29 protein-coding genes are annotated in these 24,646 nt (G+C 62.9%); 18 read left to right on the top strand and 11 right to left on the bottom strand.

Going from position 1 to position 24,646, the window contains the following annotated elements; all coding sequences use genetic code 11:
- Nucleotides 1–75: 75 nt before the first annotated feature.
- Nucleotides 76–435, top strand: coding sequence for an Rv2640c family ArsR-like transcriptional regulator (locus tag MAB_RS13055; RefSeq protein WP_005086804.1), 360 nt, complete (start codon nt 76–78; stop codon nt 433–435).
- A 25-nt stretch (nt 436–460) separates the two neighbouring features.
- Here the strand turns inward: MAB_RS13055 and MAB_RS13050 are convergent, their stop codons facing one another.
- On the bottom strand, nt 461–1,144 hold the full coding sequence (locus MAB_RS13050; RefSeq protein ID WP_005082077.1) for a carbonic anhydrase: 684 nt from the start codon (nt 1,142–1,144) through the stop codon (nt 461–463).
- 16 nt (nt 1,145–1,160) lie between these two features.
- Nucleotides 1,161–1,577 carry a DUF5313 domain-containing protein gene (locus MAB_RS13045; protein ID WP_005058165.1) on the bottom strand — a complete coding sequence of 139 codons (417 nt, stop codon included), beginning with the start codon at nt 1,575–1,577 and terminating at the stop codon, nt 1,161–1,163.
- Nucleotides 1,578–1,808: 231 nt separating this feature from the next.
- Here MAB_RS13045 and MAB_RS13040 point away from each other — a divergent pair, with 231 nt between their 5' ends.
- Nucleotides 1,809–2,177, top strand: a complete 369-nt coding sequence (locus tag MAB_RS13040) for an ArsR/SmtB family transcription factor (RefSeq protein ID WP_005082073.1) — start codon at nt 1,809–1,811, stop codon at nt 2,175–2,177.
- Nucleotides 2,178–2,301: 124 nt separating this feature from the next.
- Nucleotides 2,302–4,149, top strand: a complete 1,848-nt coding sequence (locus MAB_RS13035; RefSeq protein WP_005111082.1) for a phosphoenolpyruvate carboxykinase (GTP) — start codon at nt 2,302–2,304, stop codon at nt 4,147–4,149.
- Here the strand turns inward: MAB_RS13035 and MAB_RS13030 are convergent.
- The gene (locus MAB_RS13030; protein WP_005086809.1) at nt 4,144–4,749 is read right to left on the bottom strand and encodes an LGFP repeat-containing protein; all 606 of its coding nucleotides are present in this window, start codon (nt 4,747–4,749) and stop codon (nt 4,144–4,146) included. The two genes, MAB_RS13035 and MAB_RS13030, sit on opposite strands and share 6 nt — an antisense overlap.
- Before the next feature lie 247 nt (nt 4,750–4,996).
- Between MAB_RS13030 and MAB_RS13025 the strand changes: the two genes are divergently transcribed.
- A complete protein-coding gene (locus MAB_RS13025) occupies nt 4,997–5,527 on the top strand; it encodes an FKBP-type peptidyl-prolyl cis-trans isomerase (protein ID WP_005114376.1) in 531 nt (176 codons plus the stop codon).
- A 52-nt stretch (nt 5,528–5,579) separates the two neighbouring features.
- On the opposite strand, the gene MAB_RS13020 is transcribed toward MAB_RS13025, so the two are convergent.
- A complete protein-coding gene (locus MAB_RS13020; protein WP_005115262.1) occupies nt 5,580–6,680 on the bottom strand; it encodes a glutamate--cysteine ligase 2 in 1,101 nt (366 codons plus the stop codon).
- Nucleotides 6,681–6,804: 124 nt separating this feature from the next.
- Between MAB_RS13020 and MAB_RS13015 the strand changes: the two genes are divergently transcribed.
- Both MAB_RS13015 and MAB_RS13010 read left to right on the top strand, forming a co-directional pair.
- Nucleotides 6,805–7,344, top strand: coding sequence for a cysteine hydrolase family protein (locus tag MAB_RS13015; RefSeq protein ID WP_005082061.1), 540 nt, complete (start codon nt 6,805–6,807; stop codon nt 7,342–7,344).
- Between the two features lie 122 nt (nt 7,345–7,466).
- Entirely contained in the window at nt 7,467–7,922 is a 456-nt protein-coding gene (locus MAB_RS13010; RefSeq protein ID WP_005082059.1) for a DUF1942 domain-containing protein, read from the top strand.
- Nucleotides 7,923–7,941: 19 nt separating this feature from the next.
- Here the strand turns inward: MAB_RS13010 and MAB_RS13005 are convergent, their stop codons facing one another.
- The 3 genes from MAB_RS13005 to MAB_RS12995 all read right to left on the bottom strand — a co-directional run bounded on the left by MAB_RS13005 (nt 7,942) and on the right by MAB_RS12995 (nt 9,960).
- The gene (locus MAB_RS13005; RefSeq protein WP_005082057.1) at nt 7,942–8,370 is read right to left on the bottom strand and encodes a cellulose-binding domain-containing protein; all 429 of its coding nucleotides are present in this window, start codon (nt 8,368–8,370) and stop codon (nt 7,942–7,944) included.
- Nucleotides 8,371–8,577: 207 nt separating this feature from the next.
- Nucleotides 8,578–8,766, bottom strand: a complete 189-nt coding sequence (locus tag MAB_RS13000; protein ID WP_005093407.1) for a hypothetical protein — start codon at nt 8,764–8,766, stop codon at nt 8,578–8,580.
- Between the two features lie 312 nt (nt 8,767–9,078).
- Nucleotides 9,079–9,960 carry a membrane protein gene (locus tag MAB_RS12995; protein WP_005111078.1) on the bottom strand — a complete coding sequence of 294 codons (882 nt, stop codon included), beginning with the start codon at nt 9,958–9,960 and terminating at the stop codon, nt 9,079–9,081.
- Between the two features lie 612 nt (nt 9,961–10,572).
- Here MAB_RS12995 and MAB_RS12990 point away from each other — a divergent pair.
- Nucleotides 10,573–11,625, top strand: a complete 1,053-nt coding sequence (locus MAB_RS12990; RefSeq protein ID WP_005093406.1) for an acyltransferase family protein — start codon at nt 10,573–10,575, stop codon at nt 11,623–11,625.
- A 42-nt stretch (nt 11,626–11,667) separates the two neighbouring features.
- On the opposite strand, the gene MAB_RS12985 is transcribed toward MAB_RS12990, so the two are convergent.
- A complete protein-coding gene (locus MAB_RS12985; RefSeq protein ID WP_005082047.1) occupies nt 11,668–12,027 on the bottom strand; it encodes a DUF5994 family protein in 360 nt (119 codons plus the stop codon).
- Here MAB_RS12985 and MAB_RS25410 point away from each other — a divergent pair.
- On the top strand, nt 11,918–12,142 hold the full coding sequence (locus tag MAB_RS25410) for a hypothetical protein (RefSeq protein ID WP_306372185.1): 225 nt from the start codon (nt 11,918–11,920) through the stop codon (nt 12,140–12,142). The genes MAB_RS12985 and MAB_RS25410 overlap by 110 nt on opposite strands.
- A gap of 323 nt (nt 12,143–12,465) precedes the next feature.
- Nucleotides 12,466–13,449: an acyl-ACP desaturase gene (locus tag MAB_RS12980; RefSeq protein WP_005093403.1), complete on the top strand. Its 984-nt coding sequence runs from the start codon at nt 12,466–12,468 to the stop codon at nt 13,447–13,449.
- Here MAB_RS12980 and MAB_RS12975 read toward each other — a convergent pair.
- Nucleotides 13,446–13,655, bottom strand: a complete 210-nt coding sequence (locus MAB_RS12975) for a hypothetical protein (protein ID WP_005111069.1) — start codon at nt 13,653–13,655, stop codon at nt 13,446–13,448. The two genes, MAB_RS12980 and MAB_RS12975, sit on opposite strands and share 4 nt — an antisense overlap.
- Before the next feature lie 137 nt (nt 13,656–13,792).
- Between MAB_RS12975 and MAB_RS12970 the strand changes: the two genes are divergently transcribed.
- Both MAB_RS12970 and MAB_RS12965 read left to right on the top strand, forming a co-directional pair.
- Nucleotides 13,793–14,410 (top strand): class I SAM-dependent methyltransferase, encoded by a 618-nt coding sequence (locus tag MAB_RS12970; protein WP_005079489.1) that lies wholly within the window; start codon nt 13,793–13,795, stop codon nt 14,408–14,410.
- A 23-nt stretch (nt 14,411–14,433) separates the two neighbouring features.
- A complete protein-coding gene (locus MAB_RS12965) occupies nt 14,434–14,847 on the top strand; it encodes a cupin domain-containing protein (RefSeq protein ID WP_005111067.1) in 414 nt (137 codons plus the stop codon).
- Nucleotides 14,848–14,884: 37 nt separating this feature from the next.
- Here MAB_RS12965 and MAB_RS12960 read toward each other — a convergent pair whose 3' ends face one another.
- A complete protein-coding gene (locus tag MAB_RS12960; RefSeq protein ID WP_005111066.1) occupies nt 14,885–16,711 on the bottom strand; it encodes an amidohydrolase in 1,827 nt (608 codons plus the stop codon).
- A gap of 128 nt (nt 16,712–16,839) precedes the next feature.
- Between MAB_RS12960 and MAB_RS12955 the strand changes: the two genes are divergently transcribed.
- The 3 genes from MAB_RS12955 (at nt 16,840) to MAB_RS12945 (ending at nt 19,531) form a co-directional block, all read left to right on the top strand.
- Nucleotides 16,840–17,823, top strand: a complete 984-nt coding sequence (locus MAB_RS12955; protein ID WP_005079494.1) for a nitrilase-related carbon-nitrogen hydrolase — start codon at nt 16,840–16,842, stop codon at nt 17,821–17,823.
- Nucleotides 17,820–18,842 (top strand): agmatine deiminase family protein, encoded by a 1,023-nt coding sequence (locus MAB_RS12950; protein ID WP_005079496.1) that lies wholly within the window; start codon nt 17,820–17,822, stop codon nt 18,840–18,842. Before MAB_RS12955 ends, MAB_RS12950 begins: the two co-directional genes overlap by 4 nt.
- An 80-nt stretch (nt 18,843–18,922) precedes the next feature.
- Nucleotides 18,923–19,531, top strand: coding sequence for a TetR/AcrR family transcriptional regulator (locus tag MAB_RS12945; protein WP_005079497.1), 609 nt, complete (start codon nt 18,923–18,925; stop codon nt 19,529–19,531).
- On the opposite strand, the gene MAB_RS12940 is transcribed toward MAB_RS12945, so the two are convergent.
- Nucleotides 19,528–19,980, bottom strand: a complete 453-nt coding sequence (locus MAB_RS12940; RefSeq protein ID WP_005079498.1) for a TIGR03618 family F420-dependent PPOX class oxidoreductase — start codon at nt 19,978–19,980, stop codon at nt 19,528–19,530. The two genes, MAB_RS12945 and MAB_RS12940, sit on opposite strands and share 4 nt — an antisense overlap.
- Nucleotides 19,981–20,138: 158 nt before the next feature.
- On the opposite strand from MAB_RS12940, the gene MAB_RS12935 reads away from it, so the two are divergent.
- Genes MAB_RS12935 through MAB_RS12920 form a run of 4 tightly spaced genes read left to right on the top strand, consistent with a single transcriptional unit; the run spans nt 20,139 to nt 24,633 of the window.
- Nucleotides 20,139–20,819 carry a TetR/AcrR family transcriptional regulator gene (locus tag MAB_RS12935; RefSeq protein WP_005111063.1) on the top strand — a complete coding sequence of 227 codons (681 nt, stop codon included), beginning with the start codon at nt 20,139–20,141 and terminating at the stop codon, nt 20,817–20,819.
- A 14-nt stretch (nt 20,820–20,833) separates the two neighbouring features.
- On the top strand, nt 20,834–21,811 hold the full coding sequence (locus MAB_RS12930; RefSeq protein ID WP_005111061.1) for an SDR family NAD(P)-dependent oxidoreductase: 978 nt from the start codon (nt 20,834–20,836) through the stop codon (nt 21,809–21,811).
- Complete coding sequence (locus MAB_RS12925) at nt 21,801–23,447, top strand: AMP-binding protein (RefSeq protein ID WP_005111060.1); 1,647 nt, start codon at nt 21,801–21,803, stop codon at nt 23,445–23,447. The genes MAB_RS12930 and MAB_RS12925 overlap by 11 nt, the downstream gene beginning before the upstream one ends.
- Nucleotides 23,448–23,472: 25 nt before the next feature.
- Nucleotides 23,473–24,633, top strand: a complete 1,161-nt coding sequence (locus MAB_RS12920; RefSeq protein WP_005079507.1) for a lipase family protein — start codon at nt 23,473–23,475, stop codon at nt 24,631–24,633.
- Nucleotides 24,634–24,646: the final 13 nt, after the last annotated feature.

The raw sequence follows: 24,646 nt of genomic DNA, 5'->3' as shown, positions 1-24,646 counted from the left end.
ATTCATCGAACTAGTCCAACGGCGCCAGTCTGCCACTTCTTTGACATATGTCAAACCATTCGGGATGCTGGAACCATGCCCAAGGCACTCCCCCTCGTGGACACTTCCGCGCCGGTCTGTTGTGCGCCCGTCGCGGCCGGCCCCATGAGCGATGACCAAGCACTCGAGGTGGCACTGCGCCTCAAGGCCCTGGCCGATCCCGTTCGGGTCAAGATCATGTCCGAGCTCTTCGGCGCCCCCGACGGCGAGGTCATCAGTGGCGACCTCGCCGAGCTGCTGGGGCTGACCGAATCGACCGTCAGCCACCACATGAACCAACTACGCAGAGCCGGGCTGGTGGAATCAGACCGCCGCGGAATGAACGTCTTCCACCGACCGGTACCTGACGCACTCACCGCCCTCTGCACGGTGCTGGACCCCAACTGCTGCCGCTAAGCACGGGAAGGGCATCGCGGCGCACCTACTGATCAAGCCAACTCACGACGCCCGTGTCGAGGGTGTAATACGCGCCGACGATGCGCAGCTCGTTGTTCTTGGTGTTCGACGCCAATGGAGGGTCTGCGCGTAAGGCGTTGACCGTCAACTGGATCTGCGCGCGAATGGTTCCTTCGATCAGATCATCCAAGGAGTTCTGCGGCGCCTGTTTGGCGCGCAGGTACGCCGGTTTAAGCGCCTCGACGACGTCGGCGAGGTGCGCAGGTGCGGGGTTGTGTTGCTCAAGGGATTTCACTGCCGCGGTCACCGCACCGCAGCGTTGGTGCCCCAGAACCACCATCAGCGGGGTGTGATCCATGACGGCGCCGTATTCGATACTGCCCTCGATGAGGGCGTCGTAATCCTGCGCCCCGGTGCGCACTACGAAGAGATCGCCAAGGCCTTGGTCAAAGACGATCTCTGGTGGAACCCGAGAATCTATGCAGCTGAACACGATTGCCATCGGGTCCTGGTCCCCGGTCAGCTCTGCACGCCGGCTCGGCGACTGATGCGGGTGTGCCATCTGCCCGCCCGCGAAACGGGCGTTACCTGCCTTCAGGGCCTCCAGCGGATCAGGGTGTCCGGGTGACGGCTCGGTGGTGCTATCGCGCTCGCACGCGGCGACGGCGACGAGCGCTATCCCGCTCAGCAGCAATGCCCGCCTGTTCACAATGGCACCTTTATCCCTAGATGGGGTCGCTGCTGGAGTAGCTATCGGTTGTCTCCGGGCGCGCGCCGTAGCGTTGTGCGTAGGCCTCGTGCTTGCGCGCGTTCTTTTCCCTATTGACATTGTCGGCCAGCTTGGGGTCGAGGCCGTGTGTGGCGAGCCGGTGGCGCCGCCAGATTTTGTTCAGGGCATGTGTCATGAGGATCGCCCACACATAGATCGGCAGTGTGATCGCGGTATGGAGCAGCAGCCCGCCGGGCAACAGCCAAAACGGGGCCAGGATGAAATGCGGCGGAATCACATAACGGATCATGTGCCGCCGGATGGCTCCCGGGCCCGCCAGATCATTGGCGACCCAGTCATTCATGCTCTCCGGCAGCCGCTTGCCGTAGCAGTAGGCAACGTACTGCCATCCGGTGGGACGGTCGGCGGTCATAGACGAACTCCTGGGCGTTGTTGATCGTCCACAATCCCGGCGCGCCTGAACAGGCCATTCGCAGGGAATGCGGCAGGTTGGGAGGTTCCCACCGGGGCCTGTGTAGCAGACAGCCCTGCTGAATAGGGTAACCGCGGTGGGAACCAAACCGAACTATAGACCACGGCTGGCCTGCAATATTGCCGGGTTGCTAATCTTTGCATGTTGTCGTTTCAGTGAGGTGGTTTTCTGATGGATGCGCGTCAGCCGCTGTATCGGATGAAGGCGGATTTCTTCAAAACGCTGGGACATCCTGTGCGGATCCGGGTGTTGGAGTTGCTCAGTGAGCGCGATCAGGCGGTCTCGGAGATGCTGCCGGAAGTCGGGATCGAGGCGGCGAATCTGTCCCAGCAGTTGGCGGTGCTGCGGCGTGCCGGTTTGGTGACCGCGCGACGGGAGGGTCTGTCGGTCCTGTACACGCTGACCTCCCCCCAGGTCGCCCAGCTGCTGGCGACCGCACGCACCATCTTGACCGGAGTGGTAGCCGATCAGGCCGAATGGCTCGACGGCGCCGGTCCGGTCCCCGTGGGTCCCGCGGAGGCGACGCGGGCCCGGCGCTAGCCGGAGGTGTTGGGGCATCTCCGGCTAGCGCCCTCTAATTGCTTGTTTTCTTAATTAGCACGCTTTATTGGTAGTCGAGGTCCGTGATGAACGGTGAGGAGCAGTTGTGGCAAGTTCGGTGGAAATGACCGGTGCGGCACAGGCAGTGCCAGGATTGGCGCCCGCGCCAACCACCCACGCCGGGGTGTTGTTGTGGGTGGCCGAGATGGCCGAACTATTGGAACCGGACAAGGTGGTGTGGTGCGACGGATCGCGCGCTGAATGGGATCGGTTGACCAAGCAGCTCGTCGCCAAGGGCACCTTTGTGCCGCTGACAGGCAAGCCGAATTCGTTTTGGGCCGTTTCTGACCCGGCGGATGTGGCACGGGTAGAAGACCGCACGTTCATCTGCTCCGACGACGCGTCCGATGCTGGGCCGACCAACAACTGGATGGACCCGGTCGACATGACCACGATCATGACCGAGGAATATCGCGGTGCGATGGCAGGCCGCACGATGTACGTGATCGCGTTCTGCATGGGCCCGCTGGGTTCAGATGACCCGAAATTCGGGGTACAGATTACTGATTCGGAGTACGTGGCCGTCTCGATGCAGATCATGACGCGCTCCGGCTCGCACGTCTGGGACCGTCTCGGGCTGCGCGGCCGGTTCGTCAAATGCGTGCACTCGGTGGGTGCTCCGCTTGCGCCGGGACAATCTGATGTGCCCTGGCCGTGTGATGCAACCAAGTACATTTCGCATTTCCCCTCCACCCGCACCATCTGGAGTTATGGGTCCGGATACGGCGGGAATGCCTTGTTGGGCAAGAAGTGTTTCGCCCTGCGCATCGCATCGGTGATGGCGCGCGATGAGGGCTGGCTCGCCGAGCACATGCTGATCCTCAAGCTCACCTCCCCCGAGGGTGCCGCGAAGTACGTGGCCGCAGCATTTCCGTCCTCGTGCGGCAAGACCAACATGGCGATGCTGCAACCCGCGCTACCGGGCTGGACGGCCGAAACGATCGGCGACGACATCGCCTGGATACGTTTCGGGGCCGATGGGCGCCTGTACGCGGTCAACCCAGAAGCCGGGTTCTTCGGGGTGGCGCCGGGCACCGGAAAGAGCACCAACCCGAACGCCATGGACACCATCGAGCTCGGCAACTCGATCTTCACCAACACCGCGCTGACCGATGATGGGGACGTGTGGTGGGAAGGAATGACCAAGACACCGCCGGAACATCTGATCGACTGGCAAGGCCGGCAGTGGACTCCGGAGTCGACTGAGCCTGCGGCACATCCGAATTCACGGTACTGCACACCCATTGCGCAGTGCCCGACCGTCGCACCCGAGTGGGATGACCCCACCGGGGTACCCATCTCGGCGATCTTCTTCGGCGGCCGCCGCGCCTCCACGGTGCCGCTGATCACCGAAGCCTTGAGCTGGCGTCACGGAGTGTTCTTGGCTTCCACCTTGTCCTCGGAAACCACCGCGGCCGCCGCGGGCGAAGTCGGGGTACTGCGCCGCGATCCCATGGCGATGCGCCCCTTCCTCGGATACCACGTGGGTGACTACTTTCAGCACTGGCTCAATATCGGTACCCGCTCCGATCCAGACCTACTTCCGAAGATCTTCTACGTCAACTGGTTTCGCCGCGATTCCGGCGGCAAGTTCTTGTGGCCCGGGTTCGGGGAGAACGCGCGCGTACTCAAATGGGCGCTTGATCGCCTCGATGCCGCCACGGACGCGGTCGCTACCCCGATCGGCTTTGTGCCCACCTGCGACGCCCTGGACCGGACCGGCCTAGATATCAGTGATCAGGATCTACACGCGGCGCTGGCCGTCAACATCGACGAATGGGTCACCGAAGCTGAATCGATCGACTACTGGTATGCCAGCATCGGCGGCAATCGGCTACCCGACGAACTGCGGGTCGAACTCGGTGCGCTACGAATGCGGCTGGCCGAGGCACGGCAGACGAGCCGGCTATAGGCCGGAGGGCACGACCTTGCCGTTGACCGTGACCGCTACCTCGCCGCTCTTCGCGTTGTACTCGATCTTGCCGTGCTCAAAGGTCGACACGAGCTGATCACCCTCGGTGTTTTCGTCGCTGGTGGGCAGGCCCAACGGGCCGGCCGAGCCATTGTTGCCGGTGATCGACGGGGTGCCGTCCGCGTCGCGCTGGATGTTCCAGGCATCGCGGATCTTGCCCACGACGATGAAGGCCGGCGTGCCCGCCTGGTTGTTCTTGGCGATGATGGCGCCACCCTGGAACTGCTGGAACACCGCGCCACTCTCGCGTGTACCCGCGTTGTGGTCACCCGTCAGCGGCTTGCCGAGAGCCTGCTTCTGGCTCTCACTCGCCGATGAATACTTGGCAGCAATCGGGCCGGTCAGCGTCACTTCGACGTCCCTCTCCCCGATCAGCTTGACCTCGGCGGGCTGCGCAGGCGCCGCGGACGAGGTGGTGGCGATCAGCCCGACCTCGGGCGAGGGCACGTCAACGCTCGTGCCATTGCTGCAGCCCACAGTGATCAGCGCTACGGCGCTCAGGCCGATGACTGCCCTGTGGCGGATTGCGATCGTCCTCATAGAGTTCCTCTCGCCTGTTGCTTCGGGGTGGGTCACATGACCGCTGAACCCTCGTCCGGCCGGACTATACCCAAACTGGGCACGCCCGTCTGAGCACTTCGCGAAGGCTGGCGGTCATCGAGAGAAGCAGCGTTCCCAGGTGTCACTGCAGGAATGACCACACACCGCAGCTGTTAGCGTAACGACCGTGAACCTCTTCCGCGTCTCACCGTCCGCCACACTTGCGGCCTGTACAGCCTCATTCGTCATGGCACTCGCGGCGTGCGGATCCGACACGGAGGCAAACTCGGCGCCAGCCGACCCGCCGAGCACAGCCAGCGGGTGCCCCACCGCGGCCCCGCAAGCCGGCGGTACGCCCGAGTGGACGCTGGCGGGGGCCACCGGCAGCGTTGCTGTCACTGGATCCACGGACGCGGCGGCGCCCGCGATCACCGTGACCGCGCCGTTCAGTGTGGCCGAGACCCAGGTACATACGTTGCAGGCCGGCTCGGGACCGATCGTCGGCGACCTGGCCACGGTCTCGGTCTGCTACATGGGTGTCAATGGACGCGATGGCTCCGTGTTCGACAGCAGCTACACACGCGGTACGCCCGCGCAGTTCCCGCTCGGCGGCGTCGTACCCGGCTTCAAGAAGGCCATCGCCGGACAACGGGTCGGGTCGACCGTCGCTGTGGCAATGACCTCCGCCGACGGCTATCCCGCAGGTCAGCCCAGCGCTGGGATCCGTGCCGGCGACACCCTTGTCTTCGCGATCAAGGTCCTCAACGCCACGAACTGATCCGCTGGGGCGGATTTCAGCACGCGGTTGACTAACCCGGATTGTTCTAGTCCTAGTTGAAATCTGTTGTTGCTGTTGCTATTTCAGAGATCACGTCCTTGACGTTCCCGGACGTGCACCATGTGCGTCGTTGTCTCATAGCGCCGTTGCCCTGCGCGACTACGCGCGCCAGCTCCGTGCGCGCCATGTCGTAGTCGCCCAGCGATTCCAGAGCCGGCCGAAGGTGATCGATGAGCCGGCTCAGCAGAGTCCGCGCCGGCGCCGTCGAGGAACTACCAACCAGGTCCACTGCCATGCCGTCCAGCCCATCGCGTGCGGATCTCCAGTGGGCAGCGCGCAGCACACAGTCCTCAAGCCGCGGCGCCGGGTCGCCGCGCTTCTGTGCTTCCAGGGCGCTCATCACCGCAGCCCGCACGAGTGTGGCCAGCAGCACCGTCTCGGCCACAGTTGCGGGAACGTCGGCAACACGGACTTCCACCGTCGGGAAGTTGGCCGACGGACGCACATCCCAATAGACCATGCCGTCATCGAGCACGGCGCCACTGCGGCTCAGCTCCCGGACAGTGGTGTCGTAATGGTCGACCGAGTCAAAGTACGGCGGTGGTCCAGAGCTTGGCCAGCGGGTCCACAGCATGTTGCGATAGCTCGCATAACCGCTGTCGGCCTTGCGATAGACCGCCGAATTGGCAGTCAAGGCAAGGAAAAGATGCAGCGTCGGCCGTAACCGGTTACTCACGTCAATGGCAGACTCGCGGCTGGGCACTGCCACATGCACATGGCATCCGCAGATGCCTTGTTCGTGAGCGAGCATGCCGAACTCGTCAGCCATCCGGCGGTAGCGGGCGGTGGGCGTCACCGGAAAGGCATGCGGCACAGTCGGCGGCAAAGCCACGGCCAGTAGGTGTGCTCGTTGACTCGCTGCTGCTGCTGATGCGATACCGCGCAGCCGGATCAGCTCCGTACGTAACGCGCTGCTGGTGCACATCACCGCGGTGGTGGTCTCGACCTGACAACTGGTGAGCTCGAGCTGCAAATCGACACCATGCGTCGAGGCAACCTGCGCGACGGCTCTATTGCGGCCGACGGGCTCGCCGGTGTTCCGATCAACGAGAAGGAACTCCTCCTCTACCCCCACGGTCGGGTGACCATCCATGGCCGAAGATTGCCCGACTTACGAGACACTAAACTCCCAGTGCCGCAGTTTGCGTGCGCCTCGACGTTCGATACCACCAGAAATGGACCTGGTTGCAACCGCTGCGCAACGGGTACCCCAGGGTATGAGTGAAACTGCGTTGCTCGTCATCGATATGTTCAATACGTACCGGCATCCCGATGCCGACCAGTTGGCAGCCAACGTTGCGACAATCGTTGAGCCGTTGGCGGGCTTGGTTTCCCGGGCCCAAGCCCACACCGATATGGACCTGATCTACGTGAACGATAACCATGGCGACTTCGCCGCAGGCCCATCCGCCATCGTGGGCGCGGCACTGCACGGCGCCCACCCCGAATTGGTGAGGCCGCTTGTGCCGGAAGGGGAATTCCAGTTTGTGACCAAAGTCAGGCATAGCATTTTCTATGCCTCCCCCTTGGAGTACTTGCTAGGGCGCCTCCGGACGCGGCAATTGATCTTGTGCGGCCAGGTTACAGAGCAGTGCGTGCTCTACAGCGCGCTCGATGCATACGTGCGCCACTTCGATGTGGTTATCCCGACCGACGCGGTAGCTCCCATCGACCCGTCCCTGGGCGAATCTGCGGTGGAGATGATGCGTCGCAACATGCGCGCCGAACTGTGTACCAGCACTCGGTGCATCCACTGACCACCCCGGCCGACGAGAAAACCGCGCGCCGGCTGGTTTGAACTCCCCGAGTTTGGATATCACCCGGGTCGGAACTAAACGCAGAACTCCTAGACGACAGGAGCACGGCGGAAGGAACTGACATGCAATTATCCCAGATCGCGCAGAAATCGGGGGTGGCTGCGGCCGGCTTCGTGGTGGCCGGAATGCTGGCGGCTACGCCGGCGCTGGCAGACCCCGAGGATCTGGACTTCGGTCAAAAGGCAGAGATCCCCAGCCCCGGCGGTGCCATCGATTACACAGTGAGCACCCTGGAGCCCAGCGGTCACAACGACGGAGTCTGGTACTCCGATGTCACGGCCCGTGCCGTGAGTGGCTCGCCGACCCCGAACATCGCCGATTTCAACGCGCGGGCAGTCAACAGCTCAACGTATGCGGTCATGAAGGGCGACAAACCGGACGGGCTTCCCAACCAACCGCTGACGGCGGGCAGCCAAACAACCGGGCGAATCTACTTCGACGTACGCGGCGGCACCGCCCCTGACAGCGTTGTCTACCGAGACGCCGGAGGCACCGACAAAGTGGTCTGGAAGGACTAACCGCAGTGGGGCTCAGTGTCTAACTGCAGGGATATTGACCATTGAGCACACAGTTCAATGGCGGTATGTAGGAACCGCTCAGTACGCCCCGCAGGCCTCCCGTGGCTGAACCGCCCGGTGCGATAACACGATTCCAGTTCGCGGGGGTCAGCACATAGTGCGTGCCCGACTGCGTGATGGCACTGCTCCATGTATGCCGGATGGATTCCCCGACAGGCAAATCGAATTCGAGCCGCCAATCCGACATCGGCGCAGTGCTCATGTTGGTAACGGTGAAGCGGGCGATGAAACCGGTCTGCCATGTCGAGGTCACCGTCAAAGTCGCCGCAGCTGCGGCCGCACGAGCTATCGGCGCACCGGGCAGCGCGAGGAGAGCAAACATCAACGCCGCCAGCGCAGTGTGAAGTATTGCGCGCCAACGCATCAGCCGCTTGCCGAGTCCTGCCATAGCAGCCCACATTAACGCCATACCTGCGATATCAGCTCTGTATCGCGGGTATGGCGCCGTACCTTGGCCCAACTGAGACCGTCACGAGACGTGATCTCGACCCATGATCGCCGACGTTTCGGAGTTACTCAGCGCATCGACAGTGGCACCGGCTCAGGTGACATTGAATCGTCGGCACCTTGACATCCCAAAGTCGGGATCCCGGTATCACACGAAGATTCGGCGGCCGAGCTCGGTGAAATCCATCTCGATCTCCTCGCCATCGCGCTCAATCGTGCAGTAGCCACCGCGAGATAGTTCCTCAAGTGCGCCCCATGGCGGCTCTTGATCAGGCAAGTACCAGCCAATCGCGGTGGGCCACTCCCGGTCGTGATGGTGGTCGATGAGTTGATCCACCAACGCAATAGCGTCGGGGCTGAGCTGGATAGCCGCTTCTCTCTTGCCCCGCCTCCGCGCGAACCACTTCATAGCGGAAGTGTATGTGCCGCCCTCCGGCCACCACCGAATCACCCGACTGCGGGCTGCTAGGAATCAGCGCTTTGCCTTGGCGAGAACAGATTTCGACGGAGGGCCATCGGGACTACCGGAGAGCGATCGCCGTATGGCCGCCAGGTCATTGGTCGTCTGCTGCGCGGCGACGGCAGCGGTGGCCGTGCCGGGCTGGATCGTCGAGGCGATTCTCTTATAAGCCGGACTTTGTCGACCTGCTCAGCGCGCTGGGTCGGGCGCCACGGGCCGGCTGTGCTCGGCGGCGCCGAACACGGCGACGGCTACCGCCGAGACGACCGCCCCGAGGAATGCCACCGCAACCAGCCAACCCATCCCGGGTCGTGCGCTATCGCCCAACAGCACGACGCCGATGACCCCAGGCACCACCGTTTCGCCCACTACCAACGCGGCCGCCGCACCATTGACCGAACCGATCTGCAGTGCGACGGTGAACAAGTAGAACCCGCCCACTCCGGCAATGACCACGCCATAGGCCGCCGGATCAGCGAGTAGGACCGTGAGGCTCAGTGGATCGACGCCGCCGACCACCCGTACGGCGACGGCCATTCCCCCGTACAAGATGCCCGCCAACAAACCGGCCGGGATAGCCGCTCGGGTCCCGAGTAGCCGAATCAGGGCGATCCCAGTGAGTAGGACGGAGATCGAGACGGTCAGCACACCCCAATGAATGGCCGGCGGCGCGGAATCCTCACCGCGTGGCCCCGCGGTCGCCGCCAAAACACACAGCGACAGCAAGACCGCGCAGATGGCCAGCCAGTCCCTTCGCTGCAATCGAACCCCCAAGACCGCGATGCCAAGCACAGCGGTGACCGCCAGGTTCGCACTCATGATCGTTTGGGACAGGAATAGCGGAATCAATCGGGCCGATACCAAGCTGCCCGCGAATCCGACGAGATCGAGGACCATGCCGGCGATGAAAGCTGGGGTCAGGGCGGCCGCGACAGTCGACTTCAGCGACGGACCATGATCCGCGGCCACCCCGACCTCCGTCGAGGATTGCCGGGCACCGTAACCCTGCAATACCGATGCGGTGCCATATCCGAAGCAGGCGAGCATCGCCGCCGCGATGCCGATCAGCATGGCACCGTCATGTCATCGCACGAAGCGGCTCCCGGCATCGATCGATTGTATTTGCGGCGGCCGGACAATGAGGCTCAGCCTCGGCGAGATCGGCTCCCGCAGCCATCACGAAAGGACAGCGGATCCTCGCGCGTTTGGATCAGCGCGGACGGCTACGCCCACCCCGACCCATGACTGCGGCGAATCGCGTCGCGGGTTGGCACCGAAGTCTGGCCCCCGCTCACGAAATTCTGACACTGCCTTTTCTGCCGTTCAAGACGATTACGACGTACAACGTCAGCAAATGAAGCCATGAGCGCTTCGTCCGCGCACAAATTTGCCATATGCTTCGCCGATCTCGAACGCAATCATATGAAGCCCGGCACTGAGCTTGCCAGATATCCCCTTGTTGAATATAAGATCCACATTCGCCGCATCGCATTCCTAAAGGATGTTACGTAGCCAATCGCATTCGCTCATTCGATTTCAGAAAAGTCGGGCAAGTAGGTAAGTAACTTGAACGTTCAGATTGCCTCGGCCTCCCGAAGCAGGTAACGCAGGCGCCGACGGGCATTGTGCAGTATGTTCTTTTTGCCAAAGTAAAGACACCACATCGGCGCCCAAGGGGGTTTTATGAGTCTTGGGCAGGTATTCGATCCACGTCGCAACGCACTCACCTCCTGGCGCCTGGTTCTCGCTATTGGCGTGGTCTTCTGGCATTCGTGGCCGCTCACCGGGCGCGAAATCGGCTACGCGCCGGCGGCTCGATTACTCGGCGATATTTTCGCCGATGGCTTCTTCGTCATCTCTGGGTTCCTGATCACCGCAGCCTGGGTACGGCGCCCGAACTTGAAGGAGTACTGGGCCTCACGCGCCCTGAGGATCTTCCCCGGCCTCTGGATATGCCTCATGGTGATCGCGTTCGTGATCGCACCGATTGCGGCACGGGTGAAGCACACGTCAATCACCTTCTCGTCGGAACTCGGCTACGTGGTCAACAACGCCTTGCTCAATGTGGCCTATTTGGACATCGACGAGACCCCGGCAGATGTGCCGTACCCCGGCGTGTGGGACGGGTCCATCTGGACACTGTTCTTCGTCCTGTTGTGCGATGTGATGGTGTCCGTGCTTGGTGTGGCAGGACTACTGAAGCGACACTGGGTAATTCCCATCCTGCTAATCAGCGCTTTATTTTGTTCCGCCCACTTCTCGTACACACCCGAGTCGTACACCTGGCCACAGATGCTCTCGCGGTTCTTCGTTGTATTTCTCGCCGGCGCGCTGTTCTACCAGTACCAAGACAAGATCCCCGCCCACTGGTCGCTAGTCGTATTGAGTGTCGGACTTGTGGTGGCGTCGGGCTTCACGCAGAACTACCGAGTCCTCGGCGCGCTGCCGCTGGCCTACGCCGTGATCGTTTCTGGAGCGCTCATCCGGAAGACACGATTGCGCAACGACTTTTCATACGGTGTATACATTTACGCATTCCCGATTCAACAATTGCTGGCCACCTTTGGGCTTGCTCGGCTCAATCCGTTCTTGTTCTTCCTCCTCGCTGCCACGGCCACACTTCCCATTGCCGCGTTGAGTTGGTTCGTGGTCGAGAAGCGCGCCATGGCACTCAAAGCCCGGATCTTCCGCAGGTCCAACAGGAAGCCCGCCGCCCAACGCGCCACAGTGCCTTGAGCGCCCACGGACAGCCCTGCGCTGTTCCCTCCCCCGACTCCCTCAAGCGGCCATAACTATTCGGAGCGCCGCGGTGACTTCATCCTCCTTGGGCGACTCGACGATAGGCATTTGTGCCGCCAACCGCATAACCATCATCGCGAGCATCCTGTGGGTACGCGCCGGAACCAAGAGCATGCGGACCGTTCGCCGCTCCCCCCTCAGCGTGATCACCCAATGGAATGGGCGGCTCGTCAAATGCACAGGCATGACCACCGACCTCATGCTGGACCGCGGCGACCCCGCCTTCCAGTTGAGCGATACCTCGCGCACCGTGCCGATGCGTCCGGACAGCTCTTCGATCAACGGTGAGAGTTCCCGCGCGATCAGCCCGTCGTCCTGCGGCCACCAAGCCCCGTTCATGCGTCCGGTGCTGCGGGGGCCCAGAGTAAAGCGGATCGATGGACGGGAGCGTTCAACCGGTGTCATACAGACTTCCTTGATCCTCGATGGGACTCAAACAACGGAATCCGTATGAGCCAAATCAGGCGACGCTAGACACGGGCTCCAGCGAAACCTCCTCATTACGCTACCTCGTTTGCGTGCGTCCGCTTAGACAGATTCGTAAATCACTGGTACACAACAAGTTAGGGCATGGCCATGCAGGAAAGGGGGCCGTGACCACCTGCCCGCCGCCGCACAGTCGGCGAGCAAACGCGGTCACGGAACGGCCTCAGTTGAGTGAGCTGTATCGGAACGGCCCCACAGACCGCCGGAAAGATGGTAGCTTTCTGTAACTGCTGGATACGGGTACTGCTAGTTGCGGTTTCTGTCTGGCCCCCCGACACAAGGAATGTATCCATGCAGAAGGATTTCACCGACCTCGAGCTGCTGTACGAGCTGGAGCCCGTGGTCGAGGAGAATGTCCACCGCCACCTCGGTGTCACCAAGGACTGGAACCCGCACGATTACGTCCCGTGGTCGGAGGGCAAGAACTACAAGGCCCTGGGCGGGCAGGACTGGGATCCGGAGCAGTCCAAGCTCTCCGAGGTCGCCAAGATCGCGATGATCACCAACCTGCTCACCGAGGACAATCTGCCCTCGTATCACCGCGAGATCGCCATGAACTTCACCATGGACGGCCCGTGGGGCACCTGGGTCAACCGCTGGACCGCCGAGGAAAACCGGCACGGCATCGCCATCCGCGACTACCTGGTGGTCACCCGCTCGGTGGACCCGGTGGAACTGGAGAAACTGCGCATCGCGCAGATGACAAGTGGGTTCTCCCCCGGCCAGAACCGCCAGAACATCCCCTTCTCGGAGAGCCTGTTCGACTCGGTGGTCTACGTGACCTTCCAGGAGCTGGCCACCCGCGTCTCGCACCGCAACACCGGTAAGGCCTGCGCCGAGCCCGTCGCCGACGAGCTGCTCAAGCGCATCTCCACCGACGAGAACCTGCACATGATCTTCTACCGCAACATGGTGTCGGCGGGCCTGGAGATTGCCCCTAATCAAGCAGTCAAGGCTGTGCACAAAGTGCTCGACAACTTCACGATGCCCGGCTACACGATTCCGGGGTTCCGCCGCAATGCCGTCACCATCGCCACCGGCGGTGTCTACGACCCGCAGTCGCACCTCGATGAGGTCGTCATGCCGGTGCTGCGCAAGTGGCGCATCTTCGAACGCGACGACATCACTGGCGAGGGCGAGTGGTACCGCGAGGATCTGGCACGTGTTGTCACCGACCTCAAGAAGACGTCCGCGGACTTCGAAGAGGTCAAGGCCAAGTACCTGGAACGCCAGGCCAAGCGCGCAGAACGCCAGGCCGCCAAGGTGCTCGTCTAACGCCAGCCGTATCCGTACCCGACTCCAAAACCGTCATCGCCCGGCCACATCCATGGCGAATAGAAGTCGTCCTCATCGACACTTTGCGTACACGCGGCGTCGGGCCCAAGACCCCCGGAGAACTGGCAGGCAGGTTCACCGCGGGCTGGTGCCGCCAAGGCGAATGCGGCGACCAATACCGCTGAGACACAAGCGTAGTGATGCATTCCGGTAACCGTTCTGCGGGGCAGACTACCTGCGGGTTGGCTCGAGACTAGCACCGCGATCGGGACGTTGCGTGCCATTCCGCACGTGCGTACGCGCCGCCTGGGCTGGCAGATCTGCCTCTTGCGACAATGGCTGCATGGTGGAACAGAGCCTCTGGATGCAGAAAGTCGCGGCCGATCCAAACCATTCACAGTGGTATATCGACCGCTTTCGTTCGATGGCTCGCGACGGAGCGGATTTGGCCGGTGAGGCCCGCCTGGTCGACGCACTGGTGCCCCGCGGCGCGCGCATCCTCGACGCTGGTTGTGGCGCGGGCCGGGTCGGCGGCTTCCTGGCCGCGGCCGGTCACCACGTCGTCGGTGTCGACGTCGACCCGGCGCTCATCGAAGCCGCTGAACACGACCATCCCGGACCGCGTTGGCTCGTTGGCGATCTCGCCGAACTCGACCTGCCTTCCCGCGGCATCAGCGAGCCATTCGACGTCATCGTGTCGGCCGGCAATGTGATGGCCTTCCTTGCTCCAAGCACCCGTCGGCAGGTGTTAAGGCGGCTACGCTCGCATCTCGCCGACCCTGGACGGGCGGTGATCGGCTTTGGCGCCGGTCGCGACTATGAGTTCAGCGAGTTTCTCAGCGACGCAGACGCAGCCGGCCTAGTCCCCGACCTCTTGCTGTCCACCTGGGATCTGCGGCCGTTCACCGACAAGTCGGACTTTCTTGTCGCGCTGCTTCGACGCGATGACGCTCCATCGTGAACTCTCCCGAAAGGACTGCTGGCATGAAAGTCGGTAGCACAGTCTTTCTGGCGGTCGGCGCTGGGTTTGCCGCGTTAACCGCGGCATGCGGATCATCGACCGCCCCACCCGAACGTGAGCCCGTGAACCGCCACGACTTACAGCGTCATGACTTGAGTACGCCGGGCCGCGAAACCCTGCAGACACGAGTCGACTTTCAGCCCGGCGCCCAGGCTGCCCGCCATAAGCACCCAGGCGAGGAAATCATCTACGTACTCAAGGGCACGCTCATCTACGACATCGACGGTCAGGGATCCAAGACTGTCACGGCCGGTGATGTACTGTTCGTACCCGCTGAAACGTTCCACTCGGTCCGGAATGTCGGCGATGGCGAGGGGTCGGAACTGGCGACCTATGTAGTCGATAAGGACAAGCCGCTCCTAGTATTGGCCACATAACGGCGAGCGCTGGTAAGTCACTCCGCCACAACGCCGCTCAGCTCTTGAGACCCTGGAGCTCATGGCGGACCTGGCCGTTCATCATGGTCATCAACACGGTGGCCGTGTGGATGTCCTGTGGGTCGCACTCGAGGATATTGCGGTCGAGCACGATGAGATCAGCGAGCTTGCCGACCTCTACGGAGCCCACCTTGTTGTCCATCCGGATCTGGTAAGCGGCACCCAGCGTGTTAGCGCGCACCGCCTCGGCCACCGATAACTTCTGATCATGGGGGCGCAACACTTGGGCACCGGGATCGCCGATGAGCTGACGGGTGACACCGATTTGGATGGATTCGAGTGGCTTGTATGTGGAGAAGTAGCCCGCCGCCGGCCAGTCCGTTCCCAAGGCCACGTGCGCGCCCGTGCGGAGAATATCCTGGATCCGGTAGAAGTTGTCCTTGCGAGGCGCGCCGTAGCGGGCTGCCATGTTGACCACGGTGTCAGGGTCGGCGGAGAACCAGTTCGCCGAGAACTGCGCAACAACACCAAGTTTGGCGAACCGCGCACTGTCCGCGTCATCGACGTAGATCAGGTGCGCAACCGTATGGCGGCGGTCGCGGGCCGGGTTGTTCGCGATAGCCGCCTCGAACGCATCCAGCGCCACCCGGGCGGTGCGCTCGCCGCACGCATGCACGTGCATATCAATTCCCGCCGAGTCGATTCGGCCGACCAGCTCGCCCCACTCTTGCTCGGTGAACGGCGACGTACCAATTGAATCGGGCTTGTCGGCATAGGGATCGATGAGCCACGCGGTGTAGCCGCCCTGCGTGCCGTCGCCCATGATCTTGACTGCGCCCACGCGAACCAGGTCAGTGGATACCTGGTCGCGCGTCTCGGCGAACTTCGCCACCACGTCGCCAAACGGGGGCGCTTTGACGGTATAGGACGCCACCACACGAAACGGCAATCTGCCCCTACGCTCAATGTCGCCATATAACCCGATAAGAGCTGCCTGACTGGCGACAGCCGGAACACCGGCATCGAAAACCGACGTAATGCCCGCTGCCGCGGCATTGGGCAGCCAGTCCTCTAAGGCTCGCTGCAGGCTCTGTGCGGTCACCGGCTCGATCGCATTGACCAAGTCCAGTATCGCACTGATCTCCAAGATGAAACCGGTTGGTTCGCCATGGCTGTCTTTTGCGTAATAGCTGAAACCCGGTACCGGATCTGGGGTTTCACGATTGATTCCGGCAACCTCAAGGCTCTTGCTGTTGGCCCACATACTGTGGGCGTCGACAGCGAAGAAGAATCCGGGACGATCGGGCAGCACGCTGTCCAATTCCTGACGGGTTGGACCTTCCGGCCCGAACATGTCGACGCGCCAGCCAAATCCGCGTACGGGACCAACCGGATTTTCCTCGGCGTACTTGGCGATAGCTGCCAGCGCCGCCTCTTTGGTCGAAACTTGCAGATTCACACCACCACTCAGAAAGGCACCGAAGAAAGGGTGGATATGACCTTCGACGAAGCCGGGCATCAATAGCCTGCCCGCAAGATCCACCACTCTAGTGTTTGGGCCCACCAATGCCATCGCACCCGCCTCGTCACCGACGTGCGTGATGGCATTGCCTTGTACGGCAACCGCTTGGGCCCATTCCGTGGGGCCGGCCACCGTATAGACGCGCCCGTTGCGGAACACGAAGTCCGCGTGGGTGTTCTGCGGGCCGGCACTACCTGTCGTGGGTGCCGGAACTGTCCCTGCCGAACATGCGGCAGCGCCCGCCGCGAGCGTGAGCGCCACGGCCGCACGCAGTGCGGTCCGGCGGGTGCTCTTGGCGCTGAGCGCCGCGAAGTGTGGGGCCCACTCACATGCGGTGCACATAGAGGCACCATATCAAATCTTGACTGAATTTTCAGTTTGTTCTACCGTCACCGTAATGGCGATCATGCGGAGGCGGCACACCTACCCCACCGCCTACCAAGTCGCCTTCCGCCCCAGGAGGTTAAGCAGTGCCCACATCGGGATTTGTCGTCGCAACCGCCTTCACACCCATGAGCTCGCCGGCCCGCGTGAGCGCCCCCCTTCGCACCCCGGTACGAGTAGGTCTGGTGCAGCACCGCTGGCTTGCCGATCCGGACCAGTTGCGCGACCAACTCTTGGAGGGCGTGCGGCTTGCCGTCGCCCAGGGCGCACGCGCGGTGTTCCTGCCGGAGCTGACACTGTCGCGTTACCCCGCAGATGTACGCGCGGGCACCAATCCGGGTGATCGAGCTGAGGATCTTTTAACCGGGCCGACGTTCTGCTTTGCCGCACACGCCGCCACGGAGAACGGCGTGCTGGTCCACGCGTCGCTGTATGAGCGTGCGGATGCTGCTGACGGTCTCGGCTACAACACCGCGATCCTGGTATCGCCCAGCGGAGAGCTTGTCGGTCGCACGCGCAAGCTACACATTCCCGTCACCGCGGGCTACTACGAGGACACCTACTTTCGACCCGGACCCGCGGAGAACGCGTATCCGGTATATCGCCCCGCCGAACTCGACGGTGCGGCGGTCGGGATGCCCACCTGTTGGGACGAATGGTTTCCCGAGGTCTCGCGCATGTACTCGCTGGCCGGTGCGGAAATCCTGGTTTACCCGACAGCGATCGGTTCCGAACCGGCCTTCCCCTCATTTGATACGCAGCCGCTCTGGCAGCATGTGATCGTTGGCAACGGGATCACCGCAGGGACGTTCATGGTTGTTCCCAACCGTTTTGGTGATGAGGGAACCGTGAACTTCTATGGCTCATCGTTCATTTCCGACCCGTACGGCCGGATTCTCGCGCAGGCACCGCGCGACGCACCTGCGGTGTTGGTAGCGGATCTGGATCTTGAACAGCGCAAGGACTGGCTAGATCTTTTCCCGTTCAACACGACCCGCCGACCCGATACTTACGCTCGGCTGGCAGCGCCCGTCGACACGTCACACCCCCATGGTTCGGAGGCGTCATGAACTGGCTCATGCCGCCTGAAACAGCTGCGCAGGAACGTATCTGGATGGCGTTTCCGCCGCAAGGGGCGAGCGTCTTCGAGAACGCCGAGTCCGCACACGAGGCACGCACCGCCTGGGCCGCTGTTGCGCACGCGATCATCGACTTCGAACCGGTTTCGATGATCGTCGACCCGGCCGATCGTGCGGTAGCGCCCAAGTATCTGTCGCGCGAAATCGACGTGGTCGAAGCACCGCTCGACGACGCCTGGATGCGGGATATCGGCCCCACCTTTGTGCGCGGCACCGATGGTCGCGTGGCGGCGGTCGACTGGGTGTTCAATGGATGGGGTGCGCGTGACTGGGCCCGTTGGGACAATGACGCGCATATCGGCCGGTTTGTCGGCCAGCTCGCCGGGGTCGAGATCGTCTCGTCCTCCTTGGTCAACGAAGGCGGGGGCATCCAGGTTGACGGCGAGGGCACAGTGCTGGTCACCGAAACTGTGCAGCTCGATCCCTCGCGTAATCCCGGGCTCGATAGGCATGCGGTGGAGGTCGAGCTCGCGCGCACGATCGGGGCGCGACATGTGATCTGGCTGCCGCGCGGCCTCACTCGAGACGCGGAGAGGTTCGGCACACGTGGACACGTGGACATCCTCGTCGCCATTCCCTCTCCCGGACGGCTGCTGGTTCATGTGCAGAACGACCCCGCACATCCTGACCACGCGATCACCAAGGAAATCGTCGACCTGCTGGCACAGAGCCACGACGTCAACGGAAAGGTATGGGAGATAACACCTATCCCGGCGCCGGCGGTCCTTCGAGACAGCGAGAGCTGGGTGGACTACAGCTACATCAATCACCTGGTTGTCAATGACGGGGTGATCGCCTGTCGGTTCGGTGACTCCGCCGACGACGCCGCCACAGCGATTCTGGCCGATGAGTATCCGGGGCGCCGCGTGGTTACCGTGGATGCGCGCGAGATCTTCGCGCGCGGTGGCGGCATCCATTGCATCACGCAGCAACAGCCGACTGCATCGTGACTTCGGTGGGCGCAGGGAAATGGCCCTGCGCGACCGTCTTCCCTAGCATGTAGCGGACTGCGCAGAGCGGAAGGAAGTGTGTGTCGGTGACCAGTCGACAGGAAGCGATCCTGCAGGCCAGTGCCGCTGCAATCGCCGAGAACGGCGTTCGGGGCCTGCGTGTCAGCGATATCGCGCGGGTGGCCGGTGTCTCGTCAGGTCTGCTCTATTACCACTTCAAGGACCGTGATGGCCTACTCGCGGCGGCCCTGACTTACATCAATGACCAGGCGCGTGAATACCGGCAGGCCGCCAGCGGTTCCGGAGTATCACGACGACAGCTTATCGAACATATTCTCGGCGAGATTCAGGATTCCCCTGCGGTGCTGGAGAATTCGTTGGTCTGGAACGAGCTACGTGCGTGCGCGGTCTACGAGGAAGCGATGCGTGAACCGCTGGCGCGAACATCTCAGGAGTGGACGCGCGAAACCGCCGCAGCCATACGGGCCGCCCAAGACATCGGGGAGGTATCCGAATCCGTGGACGCCGAATGCGTCGCCTCGGTTCTCAATGCGCTGACCGAGGGGCTGGTCTCCCGGTGGCTTTCGCAGGAAATCACCGCCGCGGAGGCACGTGCCCATCTCCGCGCCACCGCCGAGGCGATGCTTCCAAGAAGTGACCGCGGCCCGAGGAAGGCTGTCAGAGCCTAGCTCTCCGCCGGATTGGAGTAGATGCGGCGAGGCGTGATGAGTACGGCGGCACGTCGTTCCGCTGCCATCACCCGGTCATAGGTATCCCAGTCGTCGTGGGTACCGCCTGCGGATTCGAAGATACGACGCAGCAATAGCCGCAGCGATTCGGCGTCGACGCCGGGCGCTGGATCATCCGGACCGATGATTTCCGCGATTCCTTCGACAGTCGTCCATTGCCATCCGGCGCGAACAACGATGGTGGTACGCGGGTCGGTGCGCAGATGGTCCAACTTGCGGGTGCCCCCTGCTGCCACCAACGCGACAATCGGATCACCCGTGCGCGGATGCGGCATGACGCCGGCGTTGATCACTGACGACTGGACGCTGCCGTCGCGGCGCACCGTGCTCAACACACACAGACCGTGATCCCGGGCGACTAAGTCGGAGAACGCGGATATCCCTGTCACGACGAGCTTCCTTCCGTCAGATGCCACGAGCGGCCCCACCAACTGTAGGCCGCAGCTCCACAGACACCGAGCCACACTTTGAATCGAATTCAGAAACTTCTTGACGCCGCCTCGTCATCCCGTTACTTTTTGAATCATATTCAGATACTGGAGGTGTGATGGTCGGCAATCGTCGGGGCGTGGCGTCACGTGCTGCGCTGCTCGAGGCGGGCCGGACCGCCTTCAGCGCGCAGCGGTATGACGAAGTATCGATCGTCGATGTGGCGCGGTCCCTGGGCGTGGCCGCAGGCTCGATCAGCTACCACTTCGGCGGCAAGCGCGGCTTCTACCTGGCGGTTGTGGAGCAGGCAGCCGAGGAATTCTGGAGCGATCTCATCCAAATGCGAGGACCGGCGCTGGAACGGCTCGCCGACGGCATCGGTAAGTTTCTGGACCGCGCGCAGCAGGAACCACGTGCCTTTGAGGCGCTGCTCGCCGATGTGGCCGACGCGGAGGTACGACGCATCCGCGAACAGCACCGCCAGCGCCTCGCGCATGCGCTGGCGGTCGAAATCACCGGCACCGAGTCCACCCCGATACTGCGCGCGGCCATCAGTGGGTCGCTCTCCTTCATGGAGGGAATCGTGCTGCATTGGATGCATACCGACGGGGTCTCTCGCGACGCCATCCGAGATCTGATCACCGCCAACTTCATCGGCACGATCCTCAGCGCTGTGCGGTCGGACCCAGATATCGAGCTGAGTCAACGCGTCGTCGAGGCAGTGTTGCCCGACGCCCGGCTGTTGTCTGTGTTCGCCGACCCGGCTTCGCTCATTCCTGTAACCAACAACACCCAATAGTCGAAAGCACCAAGATGTCAACGGTTTTGCCCTCTGGGCCGTCCCCTGTCGTACACCATCCGCTGGCACGCGCCGCGGCGTATCTGATCGGTCCGCGTGGCCTGCGCGGCACGGAGCGATTACGAAGCGAAGTCGCGGGCAAGATAGTCGTCATCACAGGCGCCTCCTACGGATTGGGTGCCGCCACCGCTGAGCTCTTCGCGCAGGCAGGTGCTCAGGTGGTGCTGGCCGCGCGCTCTCTCGAGCAGCTTCGGCTGGTCGCCGCCGGTATCGCTGAAAAAGGCGGCGAGGCAGCGGTTTACCGACTGGACTTGACCTCCGAGGAATCGATCACCGAATTCACGGAGGCGGTTCTGCACGACTTCGGCGAGGTCGACTATCTCATCCACAATGCCGGGAAGTCCTTGCGCCGGTCGATACACCTTTCCTATGACAGACCCAAAGATGTCAATGCGACGTCCGGCGCCAACTACGTGGGTCCCATGCGGCTCACCCTGGCACTGCTGCCCGGGATGCGCGCTCGCGGAAGCGGGCACATCGTGAATGTGTCGACAGTCGGCGTGATGTTTGGTGTGGTGCCCAAGTGGGGCTTTTATCTATCTTCCAAAGCGGCGTTCGATATCTGGATGCGTGCGGTCGGAATGGAAGCTCGCGGCGACGGCGTCACTCTGACCACGTTCTACGCCGGACTCATGCATACACGGATGAGTGCCCCGAGCCGCTGGATGCGGTTGCTTCCCGGCCAGACACCACTGGATGCCGCAAAGGTGTTAGCCCGTGCCGTGGTAGACAAGCCGCGAACGCTGACTCCGGCCTATGGACACCCGTTTGCGATATTGGCTCCGGTGCTGCGCTTTCCGCTGGAACCGATCCTCGGTTTCGTCTATCGCCGGCTGGGCGATACCCAGGCTTCACTGGCGCGGGTAACGGCCGGACAATCGACCACCACGCGCATTGACGCCCCGGAAAGGATCGGCGTACATGCCGAATAACCTGCGCGAGAGCCTGCGGCAGTGGGGTGCTGCGATACCTGCTGCCGTTACCTCGGGCGCCTTTACTCCGGTGAGCCCCCGCGCCCTGGCCTCGCTGGTCCGTAGTTTTTGGCAGTTCGGGCCCACGCCCGCGATGTTGTTGGCAGCCAGTGCGATTCGTTTTCCTGACCGGGCCGCGCTGATCGACGATTCCGGGCAGCTCACCTATCGTGACCTCCAACGGCGGGCCGAGGCCGTAGCTGCTGCGGTGTACGCGCGCACCCCGTCGGCACCGAGGTCGGTAGGGATCATCTGCCGTAACCACCGGGGCTTCGCCGAATCCATGCTGGCCGGTGCCCAGCTCGGGGCGGAGCTGGTCTTCATCAACACCGAATTGACACCCCAGCAGCTGGGGGCGATCCTGCAACGTCATGAACCCGACGTGCTGGTGTACGACGACGAATACTCGCAGGCTGTCGAGGAATCTCAGTACCAGGGACTGCGAGTATTGGCGTGGCGTGAAAACCCGCAAGAAAATCGCCTGACGCTGGATTCTTTGGCAGATCAGCACCATCCGAAACCGCCGCCGGTACGCCGCCCCGTCAAGTTGACTCTTCTCACCTCCGGCACCACCGGGTTGGCCAAGGGCGTGCCACGTGCCATCAAGCCCCGCCAATTGGCACTCATGTGCGTAACCGCGATGGCCACGGTGCGGCTGCGCTCCCGGGACCGTGTGTTGGTGGCGCCACCGTTCTTCCATGGTTTCGGGCTGGCCGCGCTGCTAGGCCCGTTGGCGCTCGGTGGAACGGTGATGTGCCGACGACGATTCGACGCTCAGCAGGCCATGACGGACATCCGCCGGCAGCGCGTCACGGTGCTGATGGCGGTGCCCGTCATGTTGCAGCGGATACTTGCGCTCGCCGACCTCGATCGTCGAGATGCGCGGCAACTGTCACTGCGGATGATCGTCACCGGAGCGGCCCCGATCTCCTCGTCAACGGTATCCGGCGTGCTGGAAGCGTTCGGGCCGATTCTGGTCAATGGGTACGGCTCCACCGAGGCCGGCGTGGTGGCCATCGCCTCCCCCAAAGACCTGGTCGCCTCGCCGAATACCATCGGGCGCACTGCCCTTGGGGTATCCGTGCGAATCCTGCGGGAGGATCGCCGGCCGGCCGCGCCCGGCGAGACCGGGATGATCTTCGTACGTGGCGGGCTAGAGTACGAGGGATACACCCCCGACAAGGCCACGCGGCCGACCGCCAAGGAGATCGTTGACGGGCATGTAAATACCGGCGATATGGGACATTTCGATGCCGACGGCAGGCTGTACATCGATGGCCGTTCCGACGACATGATTGTCTCCGGCGGCGAAAATGTCTTCCCCGGTGAAGTGGAGGACCGCCTGACCACGTACCCCGGTATTACCGATGCCGTCGTCATCGGGGTACCCGATGACGACTTCGGGCAGGTATTGCATGCATTCGTTGTCGCTGCTGACGGAGCACCCGCTCCATCCGAGGAAGTACTGAAGACTCATGTCCGACAAGGATTGGAACGCTACAAGGTTCCGAAGCGGTTCATCGTGCTGGACGAGATACCGCGCAACGCGAGCGGCAAAGTGCTTCGCGCAAAACTGAATTCACCTGGCGCGTGCTGAGCGCCACCGACGCCTGAGGACAACGATGTCTGACACCCCTGCGATCACCCGCCGCGACCGTGACCGGTTCTACGAGCCGCCCCATCTCGATGATGGCGGTGCCCCCGGAGATCTACTGCGCGCGGCTCCGATGACAGCGCGATTGCTTCCGGGCTTGGCGATGTCGGCGCGCGCCTGGCGGGTGCTCTACCGCTCCACCGACGCCGCCGGCTCGCCAATCGCCGTGTCGGGCGTGATCCTCGTTCCCAATACCGCAAACCCGGCGTCTCCCCGACCTCTCCTCGGATTCGCACCGGGCACACAAGGACTCGCGCGATCGGCGGCAGCACTATCCCGTCAGCTGGAAGTCGGACTGGAGTATGAGGCGTGGTTCCTGGCCGCCGCGGTGCGGCGCGGATGGGTGGTGGCGGTTACCGACTATCCGGGACTCGGCACTCCAGGCCTGCACCCGTATGTCGTCGGCAAGACCAACGGACGCGCAGTGCTCGACATCATGCGGGCCGCCCGAAATCTGCCACAGACCGGCCTGCGGGCCGACTGTGCTACCGGCATCTATGGATACTCCGAGGGCGGCAACTCCGCGGGCTGGGCGGCTCAACTGGAGCCGGGCTATGCCCCGGATGTGCGTCTGAGGGCGGTGGCAGTGGGCGCAGCGCCGGTGGACTTTCCAGAGCTTGTCACCGACCTCGACGGCGGGCTGTTTTCGTTTCTCCTGCTCTATGCCGGTCTCGGCTTGAACAGTGCCTATCCAGATCTTCGATTTCACGACTACCTCAACCGGGGCGGGCGCCTTGCCGCAGCAGTCCTGCGCCGTACTCATATCCTGGCCGCGATTGTTCTGGGGCTGATTCTGCCGAAGAGGCGGGGACGATACCTGTCCGCCGATCCTTTCGTCGAACCCGATTGGGCAGCACAACTGCGCGATAACAGCCTCGGATATCTCGCACCAGCCGCTCCCGTATTGGTGGGCATCGGCCGCCAGGACCAAGTGATCCCCTACCGGCAGGCACAGCTGTTGTTACGGCGTTGGACTGCGCTGGGCGCGAACGTGCGGGAACATCCCATCCGGTTTGGCGAACATCTCACGGCGGCACCGCAATTCGCCAAGGCTGGATTCGCTTTCCTGGCAGAGCACCTCAGCAACCCCGAAACCAGAGCGCCGGTGCAGGAAAGACAGGCAGGGTGAATCTGTTACCACG

The organism is Mycobacteroides abscessus ATCC 19977 (assembly GCF_000069185.1).
Taxonomy (GTDB): Bacteria; Actinomycetota; Actinomycetes; order Mycobacteriales; family Mycobacteriaceae; genus Mycobacterium; species Mycobacterium abscessus.
This window is presented reverse-complemented; position numbering and strand designations above follow the sequence as displayed.